This is a genomic window from Kerstersia gyiorum, assembly GCF_004216755.1.
In the GTDB taxonomy this organism is placed as follows: Bacteria; Pseudomonadota; Gammaproteobacteria; order Burkholderiales; family Burkholderiaceae_B; genus Kerstersia; species Kerstersia gyiorum.
Genome location: NZ_SGWZ01000007.1, coordinates 42,962 through 57,261, shown reverse-complemented (window position 1 = coordinate 57,261; position 14,300 = coordinate 42,962). Strand labels below are relative to the sequence as shown.

The 14,300-nt window shown below is 62.3% G+C and carries 13 protein-coding genes and 2 tRNA genes; 8 read left to right on the top strand and 7 right to left on the bottom strand.

Annotated elements, in window-relative coordinates; genetic code table 11:
* Positions 1-129: 129 nt before the first annotated feature.
* The 3 genes from EV679_RS16200 to EV679_RS17745 form a co-directional block, all read right to left on the bottom strand.
* Positions 130-206: transfer RNA gene (locus tag EV679_RS16200), tRNA-Arg, on the bottom strand.
* 241 nt (positions 207-447) lie between these two features.
* Positions 448-540, bottom strand: a tRNA-Ser gene (locus EV679_RS16195).
* Between the two features lie 29 nt (positions 541-569).
* Positions 570-827, bottom strand: coding sequence for a hypothetical protein (locus tag EV679_RS17745; protein WP_207224960.1), 258 nt, complete (start codon positions 825-827; stop codon positions 570-572).
* Between EV679_RS17745 and baeS the strand changes: the two genes are divergently transcribed.
* From baeS to EV679_RS16165, 6 genes are all read left to right on the top strand, one after another.
* A complete protein-coding gene (baeS, locus tag EV679_RS16190) occupies positions 709-2,154 on the top strand; it encodes a sensor histidine kinase efflux regulator BaeS (RefSeq protein ID WP_339139345.1) in 1,446 nt (481 codons plus the stop codon). The genes EV679_RS17745 and baeS overlap by 119 nt on opposite strands.
* Positions 2,151-2,864 (top strand): response regulator, encoded by a 714-nt coding sequence (locus tag EV679_RS16185; RefSeq protein ID WP_130487777.1) that lies wholly within the window; start codon positions 2,151-2,153, stop codon positions 2,862-2,864. Before baeS ends, EV679_RS16185 begins: the two co-directional genes overlap by 4 nt.
* A gap of 219 nt (positions 2,865-3,083) precedes the next feature.
* Positions 3,084-3,647 (top strand): Spy/CpxP family protein refolding chaperone, encoded by a 564-nt coding sequence (locus tag EV679_RS16180; RefSeq protein ID WP_130487776.1) that lies wholly within the window; start codon positions 3,084-3,086, stop codon positions 3,645-3,647.
* A gap of 13 nt (positions 3,648-3,660) precedes the next feature.
* Positions 3,661-4,869, top strand: coding sequence for an efflux RND transporter periplasmic adaptor subunit (locus EV679_RS16175; RefSeq protein WP_068370329.1), 1,209 nt, complete (start codon positions 3,661-3,663; stop codon positions 4,867-4,869).
* Positions 4,869-6,827: a MacB family efflux pump subunit gene (locus EV679_RS16170; protein ID WP_068370331.1), complete on the top strand. Its 1,959-nt coding sequence runs from the start codon at positions 4,869-4,871 to the stop codon at positions 6,825-6,827. The genes EV679_RS16175 and EV679_RS16170 overlap by 1 nt, the downstream gene beginning before the upstream one ends.
* A 2-nt stretch (positions 6,828-6,829) precedes the next feature.
* Entirely contained in the window at positions 6,830-8,236 is a 1,407-nt protein-coding gene (locus tag EV679_RS16165; protein ID WP_130487775.1) for an efflux transporter outer membrane subunit, read from the top strand.
* A gap of 80 nt (positions 8,237-8,316) precedes the next feature.
* Here EV679_RS16165 and EV679_RS16160 read toward each other — a convergent pair whose 3' ends face one another.
* Together EV679_RS16160 and EV679_RS16155 are read right to left on the bottom strand one after the other, a co-directional pair.
* Positions 8,317-9,615 carry an MFS transporter gene (locus tag EV679_RS16160; RefSeq protein ID WP_068370335.1) on the bottom strand — a complete coding sequence of 433 codons (1,299 nt, stop codon included), beginning with the start codon at positions 9,613-9,615 and terminating at the stop codon, positions 8,317-8,319.
* Positions 9,616-10,197: 582 nt separating this feature from the next.
* A complete protein-coding gene (locus EV679_RS16155) occupies positions 10,198-11,460 on the bottom strand; it encodes an aspartate kinase (RefSeq protein ID WP_068370337.1) in 1,263 nt (420 codons plus the stop codon).
* A gap of 499 nt (positions 11,461-11,959) precedes the next feature.
* On the opposite strand from EV679_RS16155, the gene EV679_RS18075 reads away from it, so the two are divergent.
* Both EV679_RS18075 and EV679_RS16145 read left to right on the top strand, forming a co-directional pair.
* On the top strand, positions 11,960-12,352 hold the full coding sequence (locus EV679_RS18075; protein WP_083953781.1) for a helix-turn-helix domain-containing protein: 393 nt from the start codon (positions 11,960-11,962) through the stop codon (positions 12,350-12,352).
* Positions 12,353-12,403: 51 nt separating this feature from the next.
* On the top strand, positions 12,404-12,694 hold the full coding sequence (locus EV679_RS16145) for a hypothetical protein (RefSeq protein ID WP_130487774.1): 291 nt from the start codon (positions 12,404-12,406) through the stop codon (positions 12,692-12,694).
* 105 nt (positions 12,695-12,799) lie between these two features.
* Here EV679_RS16145 and EV679_RS16140 read toward each other — a convergent pair whose 3' ends face one another.
* Together EV679_RS16140 and EV679_RS16135 are read right to left on the bottom strand one after the other, a co-directional pair.
* The gene (locus EV679_RS16140) at positions 12,800-13,024 is read right to left on the bottom strand and encodes a DUF2274 domain-containing protein (RefSeq protein ID WP_130487773.1); all 225 of its coding nucleotides are present in this window, start codon (positions 13,022-13,024) and stop codon (positions 12,800-12,802) included.
* A complete protein-coding gene (locus tag EV679_RS16135; protein WP_130487772.1) occupies positions 13,021-14,298 on the bottom strand; it encodes a TraB/TrbI/VirB10 family type IV secretion system protein in 1,278 nt (425 codons plus the stop codon). Before EV679_RS16135 ends, EV679_RS16140 begins: the two co-directional genes overlap by 4 nt.
* Between the last annotated feature and the right edge of the window lie 2 nt (positions 14,299-14,300).

Genomic DNA, 14,300 nt, shown 5'->3' with positions numbered 1-14,300 from the left:
AAAAAGCGCAAGGGGTGCCCAAAAAGGTGCGCATCCCGGGAAATTCCGGTATGGGGACGGAGACAGTCCGGCACCGTGCACAGGCAACGAAAAAGGGGTCTACAGTTTTCACTGTAGACCCCTCTGAATTGGCGCGCCCGGCAGGATTCGAACCCACGACCCCTTGGTTCGTAGCCAAGTACTCTATCCAACTGAGCTACGGGCGCATTCTGATTTTTCCATTACCTGCCCTTGCTGTAAGGACGGCGCGAAAAACGCAGAAGCAGAAATATAGCACGCTCTCGTTTTAAATAGCAAGCCTATTTTTACAGATTTTTTTCATGCCATCGGCGATGCCGCCGGCCCTGCTCCTGACGCCGCGCATGGCACTGACAAGCTGCCATCCACACCACTGTAAAACGAGCGGGCAGAAAAAAGCCCTTGATGTCTCAAGGGCTTAGTTCTAACTGGCGGAGACGGAGGGATTCGAACCCTCGATACGGGTATAAGCCGTATGCTCCCTTAGCAGGGGAGTACCTTCAACCACTCGGCCACGTCTCCGTGAAACCGTAATTCTAGCACGATATTTTTTATTTTGTCGCGCCCCCCGCATAGATTTTTTCATTCCTCGTTTCACGTCCCTGCACCCACAGGCAAAAATGAAGAAACCATGGAATCAGGCGCCAGATGGCCCGCAATGCGCCCAGCGCCTGGCAGATGCGTAACAATATGGCCATCTGCCCTGGCGGCGCCTGCTTTGGCGGCATGACAATGAGACTGCAATCCGGTATTACCTTCAAACTATTCTTGACTTTGTTTGCAACCTGCATCGTGGTGATCCTGGCCATGGGTGCCGCCATACGCTACAGCTTCGATGCCGGTTTCCGCAGCTATATCCAGCAACGGGAAGAACGCAAGCGCGAGGAACTGAACCAGGCGCTGGTCACCGCCTACGAACATCACGGCAACTGGGAATTCCTGCGCAGCAACAGTTCCCTCTGGCTACGCCTGCAGCGTGCTTCGTCGCGCAACCAGATGCCGCACCATGAGCGCGGCAATATGCCCCCCCCACCGCCCCCACCGCTGGCGCTGATACTGCTCGATGAGAACCGCGAACTCGTGGCAGGCGAGCGGGCGCCGTCCAGCGGCACGCCGCTGTACCCCATCCGCCTGGAAGGACGCACCATAGGCTGGCTGGCGGTGGAGCCGCCGGACCGCACGCCGGATGCGCCCGACAACCGTTTCCAGCGCGAGCAAACCCGGACCACCTGGGTCATCCTTGGCCTGTCGCTACTGCTGGCGGCACTGGTGAGCATGTTGCTGGCGCGCAGCTTTCTGGCGCCGGTACAGCGCATTGCCCGAGCCACGCACCGGCTGGCCGCTGGCGACTATGCCATCCGCATCGAACAGACCTCCCGCGACGAACTCGGCCAGCTTGCGCTGGACTTCAACCGCCTGGCCCAGGCGCTGGAAAAGAATGAACGGTTGCGGCGCCAGATGATGGCCGACTTGTCCCATGAAATCCGCACGCCACTGGCCATCCTGCGCGGCGAACTGGAAGCCATGCAGGATGGCGTGCGCCAGCTGACGCCAGCCACCATCGCCTCCATGCATGCCGAAGTCACCATGCTGAACAAGCTGATCGACGACCTGCACGAATTTTCTCTGGCCGACCTGGGCGCGCTGAGCTACCGCATGCACCCCGTCGACCTGGCCGGGCTGGCCGATACCGCACTGGCCTTCTTCGGTGAACGCCTGGCGTCTTCCGGCTTGCGCGCGGAACTGCTCGCCGCCCCGAACTTGCCCGCCATCGAAGGCGATGCCCAGCGCCTGACGCAACTGCTGAACAATCTGCTGGAGAATTCCGTGCGCTACACCGACCCGGGCGGCCTGGTGCGGGTTCGGCTGGAACAGGCGGACGATGAAATATTGCTGACGGTCGAAGACTCCGCGCCTGGCGTGCCTGAAGAAGCCCTGCCCCATCTGTTCGAGCGGCTGTACCGCGTCGAATCATCGCGCAACCGCAACCACGGCGGTGCCGGCCTTGGGCTGGCGCTGTGCGAACGCATTGTGCACGCCCACCACGGCCGCATCACTTCCTCGCTTTCCGATCTGGGCGGCCTGAGCATTACCGCCGCCTTTCCCATTCCCTCACAGAAGACGACACAGCCATGAGTACCATTCTGATCATCGAGGACGAACCCAAGTTGGCCCAGCTGCTGCAGGACTACCTGACGGCGACGGGCTTTCAGGCCATCTGGATCAGCCATGGCGACGAGGCCCTGCCCGCCTACCATCGGCACACGCCCGACCTGGTGCTGCTGGACCTGATGCTGCCTGGCCGGGACGGCCTGGATATCTGCCGCGAATTGCGCCAGGACGGACACGTTCCCATCATCATGCTGACGGCCAGGGTGGAAGAAATCGACCGCCTGCTCGGACTGGAGCTGGGTGCGGACGACTATATCTGCAAACCCTTCAGCCCCAGGGAAGTTGTCGCCCGGGTCAAGGCCCTGCTGCGCCGCGCCCAGGCCTATGCGCAAGGCGCCGCAGGCAGCCAGGGAACGGATGCCCCCGTCTCCCCCGAGACACCCGCCGCCGCGCTGCAAATCGACAGCGACCGCTACCTGGCCACGCTGGACGGCCAGGCCCTGTCGCTGACCCCGGTGGAATTCCGCATGCTGCGCACGCTGGCGTCCGCACCCGGCATTATTTTCTCTCGCGACCAATTGCTCAGCCAGCTCTATAACGATCATCGCGTCGTTGCGGATCGTACCGTCGACAGCCACATCAAGAACCTGCGGCGCAAGCTGCAAGCCATTCGTCCCGAAGACGACATCATTCGCTCCATATACGGTGTCGGCTACCGCCTCGAACTGGAATGATGCCGGCAACAGGTCTGCCGGCATACCTGGCGCAGGCGCCAGCCGCCAAAACCCGCCTGGCCGCAACCCGCACGGCCGGGGATACACCGGAATCAGGCGCCTACCCGGACGATCTCCACAATTTCTGCCCATTGCACCCATAATTTGCCCCCATTGCCTCTTTAATCTGTCTGTAAGCCGGAAATCTCCTCCGGCTATCACCTGAAAAGGAGCGCAATCATGATCGGTTTTTCTCACTCCGCCCTGTCCCGCCGCCTGCTGACCGGCGCCTTGCTGGCCGCGCTGGCCGCTCCGGTCCTGGCACAAGCCACAGACACCGCTGATGCCGCCCCCGCCGTCCAGTCCCAGGATGTCCGCTTCGGCCCGCATCCCGGCATGATGATGCATCATGGCGATGCGCGTGGACCGGGGTTCGGCCCCGCTTTCGGCCCTGGTTTCGAGCGCCTGGACTTGAGCGAAGCTCAGCGTGACCAGTTGTTCAATATCCGCCACCAGGCCGAACCGGCCCTGCACGAAAGCCGCAAGGCCTTGCGCCAGGCGCACCGTGAACTACGCGAACTGCAGCGCGCCGACAAGCTCGACGCCAATGCGCTCAAGCGCGCCACGGATGCCCTGGGCAATGCCGTTGCCGAAGAAGCCAGGCTGCGCGTAACACGCGACAACGCGCTCTATCACGTGCTGACGGCGGAACAGCGCAGCCAGCTCGAGGAGCGCCGCCAGGAATCCCGTCGCGGCATGCACCAGTCCGGCGAACGCCGCCCGCAACAACAACTGCAACGTTAAAACAGAAGCAGCCATGGCACGTATCTCCCGCCGCTGGCTGCTGGCAGGCTGCGGCATCGCCGCAGCCGCTGCCGTTGCAGCCGCAAGCTATCCCCTGCTGACTTCATCCGGCGCCGACAGCAGCTTTGTCACCGTTCCCGTACGCCGGGCCGCCATCGAGGACACAGTCCTTGCCACCGGCACGCTGCAAGCGTACAAGCAGGTGGACGTCGGCGCGCAAGTTTCCGGGCAACTCGTCAGTCTGAAGGTCGAATTGGGCGACCGAGTCGAAAAAGGACAATTGCTGGCCGAGATCGACTCCCTGCCCCAGGAGAACGTGCTGCGCAACGCACAGGCCGGGCTGGCCAGCGCCCGTGCCGAGCAGGCTTCACGCCAGGCCCAGCTCAAGCAGGCGGAACTGGCCCACACGCGCCAGAAAACCATGCTGGCCGCAGACGCCAGCTCCCGCGAAGCCTATGAAGCCGCCGTCGCTACGCTGGCTGCCGCCCGTGCCGGCCTGGAATCGGTCAAGGCACAGGTTGAACAGGCTTCGGTTGCCGTCGATACCGCCACGCTGGACCTGGGCTATACGCGCATCTCCGCCCCCATAGATGGCGTAGTCGTCGGCCTGTCCGCCGAGGAAGGCCAAACACTCAACGCCAACCAGCAAACCCCTACCATCCTGACCATCGCCCAGCTCGATACGCTTACCGTCAAGGCACAGATTTCCGAAGCGGACGTGGTGCGCGTCGCGCCCGGCGATCCGGTTTACTTCACCATCCTGGGCCAACCCGGCCAGCGCCGCAGCGCGGTACTGCGCGCCATCGAGCCGGCGCCGGAAAGCAGCACGAGCAGCAGCAGCTCATCGAGCAGCAGCACTTCGAGCAGTTCCTCATCGAGTTCCGCGGTGTATTACAACGGCCTGTTCGAAGTCGCCAACCCCGACGGCCTGTTGCGCATAGACATGACGGCACAGGTCTACATCGTCCTCAAGCAGGCCGAAGATGCACTGGTCATTCCCTCGTCGGCACTAGGCGCCAGCCAGCCCGACGGCAGCTATCTGGTGCGCGTGCTGAATGCCCAGGGACGCCCCGAAGAGCGGCACATCACAATCGGCATGGACAACCAGATTCAGGCGGAAGTGCTGTCAGGACTGGCCGTCGGCGACGCCGTCATCCTGGGAGATGCGAGCCAGTTGTCCAGCACTGGCGGCATGCGCCGCGGCCCGGGCATGAGGCTGTGATGGATAGCGCAACCCCTTTGTTGGACATGCGCGGCATCCGCCGCGAATTCGGAAGCGGCGAACAGTGTGTGACGGTGCTGCAAGACATCGACCTGCAGATCCGGGCGGGCGAGATGGTCGCCATCGTCGGCGCCTCCGGCTCTGGCAAGTCGACGTTGATGAACCTGTTGGGGTGCCTGGATCGCGCCTCCGGCGGGGAATACCGGATCGCCGGCAAGAACGTCGCCAGTCTGGATGCCGACGGCCTGGCGGCATTGCGGCGCGAGCGCTTCGGCTTCATTTTCCAGCGTTACCACCTGCTGCCTGACCTCAACGCCAGGGACAACGTGGAAACCCCGGCCATCTACGCCGGCGTCAGTGGACAGGAACGTGATCAGCGCGCCCTGGCGTTGCTGGGTCGCCTGGGGCTGGCCGATCGTGCCCTGCACCTGCCCAGCGAGCTTTCGGGCGGACAACAGCAACGGGTCAGCATTGCGCGCGCGCTGATGAACGGCGGCCAGATCGTCCTGGCCGACGAGCCCACCGGCGCGCTGGACAGCCGCAGCGGCAAAGATGTACTGGACATCCTGCAGGAACTGCACGGCCGCGGCCATACCGTCATCATCGTCACCCATGACATGAACGTGGCGCGCCATGCCCAACGCATCATCGAAATTCATGACGGCCGCATTGTCGCCGACCGCGCCAATTCGGATGCGCCGGCAGCGACCACTGCCGCCCCGGAGTCCCCGGCACCGGAGGCCGCTGGCCGCACGCGCAACAGCGACCGCTACCTGGAAGCAGCACGCATGGCATGGCGCGCCATGCGCGCGCACAAGCTGCGCACCTTCCTGACGATGCTCGGCATCATCATCGGCATCGCATCGGTCGTCTCCGTCGTGGCGCTGGGCGAAGGCTCGCGCCAGCGCGTGCTGGCCGACATCAGCGCCATCGGCACCAATACCCTGGAAATATATTCCGGCCGCGGCTTCGGCGACGAGCGCTCAGGGCGCATACGCACCTTGCTGCCCGGCGACGTCGATGCGCTGGCGCAGCAACCTTATGTCGATAGCATTACGCCGCTGGTCAGCACCAACGCCAGCCTGCGCTTTGGCAACACCTCTGCCAGCGGCCAGATCAACGGCGTCAATGAGCAGTATTTCCGCGTGAAGGGCCTGAGCATTGAAGACGGCCATGCCTTCAATGCAGCGGGCGTGCGCAACCTTGCGCAGGAAGCCGTGATCGACCAGAATACCCGCAACACCCTGTTCGGCCCAAACACCGACCCCATCGGCCAGGTCATCCTGCTGGGTAACGTGCCGGTGCGAGTCATCGGCGTGACCGCAAAAAACGAATCGCCTTTCGGCAACAGCGAACAGCTCAATGTCTGGGTGCCCTACACCACAGCGATGAGCCGTATTCTGGGGCAATCCTACCTGCGCAACATCACCATCCGGGTCGCCGATAACATCTCTACCACTGCCGCGCAGCAAGGCGTGGAAACGCTGCTGACCCGGCGGCACAAGGCGCAGGACTTCTTCATCGTCAATACCGACAGCATCCGCAACACCATTGAAAGCACCAGCGCCACCATGCGCCTGCTGATTTCCGCCATCGCGCTGATTTCGCTGGTCGTCGGCGGTATTGGCGTGATGAACATCATGCTGGTTTCCGTGACTGAACGCACCGGCGAAATCGGGGTACGCATGGCGATCGGCGCGCGGCGCAGCGACATCATGCAACAGTTCCTGATCGAAGCGGTTCTGGTCTGCCTGTTTGGCGGCGTGCTGGGCATTCTTGGTGCGCTCGGCATAGGCGCCCTGTTCTCCGTGTTCAGCACCGGCTTTTCGATGGTGTTTTCATCCATGTCCATGGTGGCCGCAGTGGCCTGCTCCAGCCTCGTCGGCATTGTGTTCGGTTACCTGCCCGCACGCAGCGCTGCCAACCTGGACCCCATCGTCGCTCTCTCGAAAGGATAACCATGCCTGTTCCGTTCTCCTTGCGTCACGGCGGCGCCAGCCTGTTGCTGACTTTGCTGGTATCCGGCTGCGCCGTCCATACGCCGTACTCCCAGCCGGACCTGAACCTACCTTCGGCCTGGCAGGCAACCGCCGCCACACCACTGGTGCTGGCGAGTGCAGACAGCGCGACCGGCTGGTGGCAGCAATTCGATGACCCGCTGCTGGACCGCTGGATTGCCGATGTCCTGAACCGCAACAGCGACCTTGCCAGCGCCAGCCTGAAGACCCGGCGAGCGCGCCTGCAGGCCGGTCTGAGCGCAGATGCGCTGCGCCCGGCGCTGTCGGCCGATGCCAGCAACAGCCTGAGCCAGGATCTCGACCATGGCAATGAAAGCCGCCAGAGCAGCGCCCGGCTGGGGCTTTCCTATGAATGGGATCTCTGGGGCCGCCTGTCATCCCGGGACGCTGCGGCCCAATGGGAAGCCCAGGCCACCGACGCAGACCGCGAAGCCGTGCGCCAGGGCCTGGTTGTGACCACGGCCTCACTCTACTGGCAGGCCGGCTATCTCAACCAGCGCGTCGCGGCCAGCAGCGAAAATATCGCCAATGCCCGCAAAACCTGGCAGATCGTCAACGTGCAGCACCGCGCCGGCGCCGCCAGCGCCCTGGACCTGGCTGAAATCACCCGCAACCTGGCGGCCCTGGAGAGTACGCACGCCCAGCTACTGCAAAGCCGGGACGAGAATCTGCGCGCACTGGCGCTGTTGCGCGATGCACCGCCCAGCACCGAGCTGCCCGTGCCACTACAACTGCCCGACACCCGTCTGCACGATCTGGCCGCCGGGCTGCCGGCCAGCCTGCTGGCCCGCCGCCCGGACGTGCAGGCGGCGGAACTGCGGCTGCGCAAGAGCTACGCCAGCGCCGACGCCACCCGGGCAGACTACTACCCGCGCCTGTCTTTGACGGGTGCGCTGGGCACCAGCAGCAGCGCCCTGCTCAACCTGCTGTCCAACCCTGTGGCCACCCTCGGGGCCGGCCTCAGCCTGCCATTCCTGCAAGCCACGGAAATGCGCCTGAACCGGGATATCGCCGACACCGATACGGAACTGGCCGTCATCAGTTTCCGCCAGACGCTTTATCAGGCTTTCGCGGAAGTGGAAAATGCCCTCTCTGCGCAGACACGCTATACCTCGGAAACGTCGCAACGCCAATTGGCGCTGGATGCCGCGCGTGAGACAGAACGGTTGCAACAAGTCCGCTACCAGGCGGGAGCCGTGGACCTGAAGACCCTGCTGGATGCGCAGGACGCTCGCCGCAGCAGTGAAACCTCGCTTTGGGAAGCCCAGCTCAACCAGCGCATCAATCAACTGAAACTGTGGCAGGCTTTGGGGGGCGTGCCTGATGACACCCCCGCGGCAGCGGCCTGACTCCCTTCTGCGGGCAGACACCAGGCGGGCAGCAGGCAATCCTGCCTGCTGCCCGCTACCAGTAAGCTGCCCCCATTGTTTCAGGGGCGTGCCGGCACTGTGGCGGTGTTATTGCCCTGCGATGGGTCCAGCAGCTCATTATCCAGCGCCCCCTGAACCATATCCTCGGTCACTCGCAATTCCACCCCAGTAGGCGACATCTGTGATGCCGCCGCGAAAGGCGCTGCGGGCGCCGGGGCCGGCCGTTCCTGACGGCGCCACACATACAGCCCCAACATCATCAGATTCAGCAAGGCAAAGGCCCAGAACAGACCGCTTGCGCCCATCCAGGTCATCATGGGTGCAATCGCCAGCGGGCTGATGACCGACCCCAGCGAATTGATCAACAACAAACCCTGGATCATGCGCACCAGCGCATCGGCCGTGGCTCGATCTGCCGCATGGCTGACCGAGACCGGATAGATAGCAAACACGCCACCGCCCAGCAGGAACAGCAGGACGGACATCAGTGGCAGCGACGCCGGCAGCAGCAGGATGGCCAGCGAAAGCAGCGTGCAGAACACGCTCAGGGAAATCAGCACGACCTGGCGGCTTTGCCTGTCCGACCAGCGACCGACCGGATACTGCAAGACCATCGCACCGAGAATCGTGATGGCCATCATCCGGCCGATGTCGCCTACGCTCAGCCCGATACGCTGCAGGTACAGCGGCAACAGGGTATAGACCGCAGCGATAGCCACGCCGGAGCCGAAGCAGCCGATAACGCCGGTAGGTGACATGCGCAGCAGCTTGTGCGGCGACAAGGGTTCCACCCGTTCGACAATGGGCGACACCCGGGGCAGAATCACCATGGGCATCACCGACAGCGAGGCCAGCATGCCGGCCACCATGAAAGGGGCGGCCGCACCGGAGGCATCCACCGCGCCAAGCATGGCCTGGCCCAACATGCCCGCGCCGTACAGCGAGATCATATAGACCGCCAGCAGCCGCCCGCGCAATTTCGGGTCTGCCGCCATCAGCAGCCAGCTTTCCACCACCAGGAACACGCCCACCGTCGCCCAGCCGTTGAGCAGGCGCAACAGCGCCCAGCCCCAGGCATCCAGGAACAGGCCCTGCAACAGCACCGTCACGGCGATCAGCGAGGCAAAGCTGCTGTATGCGCGGATGTGTCCGATGCGCACGATCAGGCGATCATTGAACATGGCCCCCAGGGTCAGGCCGATGAAATAGGCGGAAGAAACGATACCGACGACGATGGCCGATTCACCCACCGCATCCAGCCTGATCGACGTCAGAGAAGAAATAAACCCGTTACCGATGCAAATGATGAACAGGCCGAGTAATGGCGCCAGCGCATTGGCCAGCAGTTGCCGCAACATAAGAACCTCGAAGCACCGGCGAAACTGCCGGTAAAACGCAAAGGAAATCCGCGAAAAGGAGAATCCGGAAGAAGAATCCGCAACACGGATTCAGGAAAGGGAGACGCCTGCCTGGCCCCATGCCCGGCCTGGCGGACCCTGGGCGCGCAACAGACCCAGGCAGCTGGCGGGACGGGATTGCGACAAACGCGCATACGCGGGTCGGGAGGATCGTCCCGAGGCACGCCCGTACAGTTTCATGATGAGGGGGATCTAGGCCACAGCCAGCCCGGGCTTGCGCGCATCCGGGGCAAAGGTCTGTCCAGGACGGGAAGCCGATGGAGGGAAACTGGCGATCAGGGCGTGCGCGTGTGGCCTATGGACAGACAAATGAGGGGAAGTAAACGGATGCCCGCCCCGCCTTCGGGGAGCAGGCCGTGGAAATTTTACTCCCAACACGGGAAAAATCACGTATCGCGCAGGCCACACCACAGCCGGTGTTGCTGAAGCAAAACAGCCCTGCCGGGACATGCCCGGCAGAGCTGTTTATTTCTGCCGCTGCCACCTGCCCCAAGGACAGGCACGCGCAGGAAAATGACAATATCAGGCGACCTTGGGCTCGCCGTCCAGGCCGAAGGCCTTGTGCAGCGAACGCACGGCCAGCTCCATGTACTTGTCTTCGATCACGACCGAGGTCTTGATTTCACTGGTGCTGATCATGCGGATGTTGATGCCTTCCTTGGCCAGCGTTTCGAACATCAGCGCCGCCACGCCCACGTGGGAGCGCATGCCGATGCCGACGATGGAAACCTTGCAGACCTTTTCGTCGGTCAGCACTTCGCGGGCCTTGATGGCGGGCACGACTTGCGTGTCCAGCACCTGGCGGGCGCGCAACAGCTCATTGCGGTTGACCGTGAACGAGAACAGCGTCGTGCCTTCGACCGACTGGTTCTGGATGATCATATCCACGTCGATGCCGGCTGCAGCAACCGGGCCCAGGATGGCCGATGCCACGCCAGGGGTGTCGGGCACGCCGACCAGGGTGATCTTGGCCTCATCGCGGCTGAACGCGATGCCGGAGACAACGGCGGATTCCATTTTTTCGTCTTCCTCGAAAGTAATGAGCGTGCCCGAGCGCATTTCTTCGTCGAGCGGAATAAGGGGGTCGGTGAGCGAGGACAGCACGCGCACCGGAACACGATACTTGCCGGCGAACTCCACCGAGCGGATCTGCAGCACCTTGGAACCCAGCGACGCCATTTCCAGCATTTCCTCGAAGGAAACGACATTCAGGCGGCGCGCTTCCGGGACGATACGCGGATCGGTGGTGTAAACGCCATCGACATCGGTGTAGATCAGGCACTCGTCTGCACCCAACGCTGCAGCAATGGCCACGGCCGACGTATCCGAGCCGCCACGGCCCAGCGTGGTGATGTAGCCGTTGTCATCCACGCCCTGGAAACCGGTGATGACGACCACGCGGCCAGCATCCAGATCCGCCTGCACACGGGTGGCGTCGATCTCCTGGATACGCGCCTTGGTGTAGGCGGAATCGGTACGCACCGGCACTTGCCAACCCGCATAGCTGCGCGCAGCCACGCCTTCGGCCTGCAGGGCCAGGGCCAACAGGCCGCTGCTGGCCTGCTCACCGGTAGCAGCGATCATGTCGAGTTCACGACCATCGGGCATGGCAGAAATTTCACGTGCCAGACCGAGCAGGCGATTGGTTTCGCCCGACATGGCAGACGGCACCACCACGACTTTATGGCCGGCAGCGTGCCATTTGGCGACGCGCCGCGCGACATTCTTGATCCTTTCGACAGACCCCATGGAGGTTCCGCCGTACTTGTGAACTATCAGAGCCATCTTCCACCCGGTTTAAGCACGCGCCCGTTGAACGGGAAATAAAAGGGGAATAATTTTAACGCCTAGCGTTTATTTGCATATGGCGCAAACGGTCTATCTTATCAATGATAGATAGCCAAATGCACAATTTCCTCGCGGAACTTGCGTATCTGTCGGCCCCGGCCTGCCAGATTCGCCTGCTGGCGGTCAAAAAAGGGCCGACGTCAAGCGTTTTATGAAAACAGCCTGCAAGCCAGAAGTCTATAAGAGGCGCGGGTTTGGCTCTACTTCATGCCGCGCTCCAAGGCAGCAGCGTTGTGGGCTAGGAGCCATATAAGAGCGTTGGGAAAGTAAGCGGCAGTAAGCTATGGCGGCCACTATCGCACATAGGCAACGCAGAGCAGCATGCTTGTCATGACCGTAGCTTAACAGTCTGTCCAATGCTCAAGTCCTGCAGGACAAACGGCAGAGCCATGTTTCTCATAAAGTAGTATGAGTTTCATTAGAAACGTGCTACAGTATGCGTAACTTAACTGAGACGTACGACGACATGGCTCCCCGACCACTCGCACCTATCCCCCCCCAACCGGCTTCTCGCCGTGAGTCTGTTGGGGAGATTTCGCAACAACTGGTAAGCGATCCCAATGTCGCATCCTTCGAGGTACGAGTGAATAAGCGAACCGGAACACTTCAGGTGAATGCTCGCCATACAGATGGTCGAACTGTTCACTACGAAGAGCCCGTACCCGGTCTGGCACAGACAACCCGTTTCGATCCGAACACTGTCACCATCGAACAGCGCGACAACGCAGCGATGCATCTCCTTGCCGAAGGTTGGTCTCAGGCTGAAGTGGGGCGGCGGCTGGGGATCTCCCAGTCTCGTGTTTCTCAGATATCCCGCAACCGTCGCTAGTCAAGACTCACTAGCGACGATCCTGATCGACTAACTGGAAGAGGTAAAAATATGAGCAAGCTTATTGATGCTGGGCGCGAAGTTCTTGGAACATGCCGTGAGGCGAAAGAAAATTTCGACTTTGATCAGCTGGTAAAAAAGTACGATCGTCACACGGCTGAAATGTTGGTTTCTGATCAACTGAAGAATGGGGATATCAGCCTGGATGAATTTCGCACGTACAAGAAGGTCAAAACATTCGTTCAGAATGGCGGACTCGATGTATCTCAGGCTCACAAGGAAGCTCAGAAGGCGGCATCTGATGCCTTGGCATCAGATGGGTTCAAAGCAAACGCTGTGTAGCGACAGCAGGTCGTGCGCGTAGGCAGATACCACAAGCTCCTGTAGTTCGTTGGAAACATGGTCATATTGAAAACGTAGCCGCTAACGTCATTTGGACAGGCAAATTCAGGTTGTAGTGCTTGTTCTCTTGAATCCGCGATCCCCCGCCATGAATGCCTCCAGCATGTGCGGGATCAGCGTCATGGCATCCACGGCCTCGCCATACGCTTGAGCGTGCAGCGCGGCGTAGCGATCGAGGTTGGCTTTCAAGCTGGTCGGACAGGCGAAGGTCAGCTTGATGCTCTCGGTCTTGGGCAGCGGCCCCAGCCGCAGTTTCCTGGTTGTGCTCATCGTGAAGTCCCCTTGTTGAAGAACAGCGGCTGATAGGGCCGCAGCACCAGATCGCGGTTCACGATGATGCGCACCGGCAAGCCGGGGCGGCTGGTCAGCGTGGGCTGGATGTTGAGGTTGCGCCGGGTCACTTCCTGGCCCACCTGATTCACGGTGTCCTGCAAGCTGTCGCGCCCGGCGATGATGACGCGATCACCGTCCTGACGGTTTTCAGGTGCGGCCAGTTCGGCTCCCACACCCAGCAGTGTCGTCAGCACGGCACCAGCAAAGATCCGATCCCAATGCCAGTCCACGTCGTCTTCCAGACCGGCATAGCCCGCCGGGTCGGTGCCGATCAGGTTGTCGAGCGTCAGCGAAGACGTATCTGGCAGGATGATCCGGTTCCACACCACCTGCACGCGGCTCTGGCCGTAGCTGACCTGGCTGTTGTACTTGCCCAGGATGCGCGCCCCCTGCGGGATCAGCAGAAACTTGCCCGTGGCGGTGTCATAGATCGGTTCCGTCACCGTGGCGATGACATCGCCTGGCAGGTCGGACTTGATGCCAGTGACCAGTGCCCCGGCAATGACGGTTCCGGCCATCACCTGATACGGCGAAGTGGGCATTTGCAGGTTGCCGGAGTTACGGGTTTCCGCAGAACTAACAGTCAGGAACGCTTCTTTCTGCTCTTGCCGGTTCTGCACAGCAGTTGGGTCGGCAGGCTGGGCCGCCATCGAGGCCGGGCCAGCGGCCAGCGGATCGAAAGCAGCATTGGCCGCGAAGCCCGGTGCGGCAGCGACTTGCGACTGCGCCACGGGCGCAGCCTGCGGGGGGCCAGTGCGGAAAAACACCGACGAAGCTGCAGCCGCTTCTTCCTCCTTGCGCAGCGCATCGTTGGGGTCGTAGCCCGGCGCGGCATAGGTGGCGGCGACCGGCTGCTGCGAATTGACGATGGCTGGCCCCAAATCACCCGGCAGCGGTGGCCCCAGTTCCGGCACGTCTTGCGGCAGCGCTGGCAGCTTGGAATAGTCCGTTGGCAGCGCATCCAGTCCTTCCGAGCGCGAGACGCGATCCACGTTGTACAACTCCGTGGATTCGCCCGCACCGCGCTGCTGCGGTTGCAGCGACCAGATCAATGCGCCCATCACGCCGACCGACAAGCCACCGACGAGGATGGCCAGCGTGCGCCGGTTCAGGCGCGTGACCGGGCGCGGCTGCGCGCGCAGCGCCACCGCCTCGGGCGCGACCTTGCCCGCCTGCGGCGTGGTGAGGTCGGGGGTGTCGTCCTGGCTCATGG

Excerpts from the sequence above, each read along its gene's own strand:
- baeS (WP_339139345.1), top strand. The coding sequence starts at position 709 with ATGGCCATCTGCCCTGGCGGCGCCTGCTTTGGCGGCATGACAATGAGA.
- EV679_RS17745 (WP_207224960.1), bottom strand. The coding sequence starts at position 827 with ATGGCCAGGATCACCACGATGCAGGTTGCAAACAAAGTCAAGAATAGT.
- EV679_RS16185 (WP_130487777.1), top strand. The coding sequence starts at position 2,151 with ATGAGTACCATTCTGATCATCGAGGACGAACCCAAGTTGGCCCAGCTG.
- EV679_RS16180 (WP_130487776.1), top strand. The coding sequence starts at position 3,084 with ATGATCGGTTTTTCTCACTCCGCCCTGTCCCGCCGCCTGCTGACCGGC.
- EV679_RS16175 (WP_068370329.1), top strand. The coding sequence starts at position 3,661 with ATGGCACGTATCTCCCGCCGCTGGCTGCTGGCAGGCTGCGGCATCGCC.
- EV679_RS16170 (WP_068370331.1), top strand. The coding sequence starts at position 4,869 with ATGGATAGCGCAACCCCTTTGTTGGACATGCGCGGCATCCGCCGCGAA.
- EV679_RS16165 (WP_130487775.1), top strand. The coding sequence starts at position 6,830 with ATGCCTGTTCCGTTCTCCTTGCGTCACGGCGGCGCCAGCCTGTTGCTG.
- EV679_RS16160 (WP_068370335.1), bottom strand. The coding sequence starts at position 9,615 with ATGTTGCGGCAACTGCTGGCCAATGCGCTGGCGCCATTACTCGGCCTG.
- EV679_RS16155 (WP_068370337.1), bottom strand. The coding sequence starts at position 11,460 with ATGGCTCTGATAGTTCACAAGTACGGCGGAACCTCCATGGGGTCTGTC.
- EV679_RS18075 (WP_083953781.1), top strand. The coding sequence starts at position 11,960 with ATGCGTAACTTAACTGAGACGTACGACGACATGGCTCCCCGACCACTC.
- EV679_RS16145 (WP_130487774.1), top strand. The coding sequence starts at position 12,404 with ATGAGCAAGCTTATTGATGCTGGGCGCGAAGTTCTTGGAACATGCCGT.
- EV679_RS16140 (WP_130487773.1), bottom strand. The coding sequence starts at position 13,024 with ATGAGCACAACCAGGAAACTGCGGCTGGGGCCGCTGCCCAAGACCGAG.
- EV679_RS16135 (WP_130487772.1), bottom strand. The coding sequence starts at position 14,298 with ATGAGCCAGGACGACACCCCCGACCTCACCACGCCGCAGGCGGGCAAG.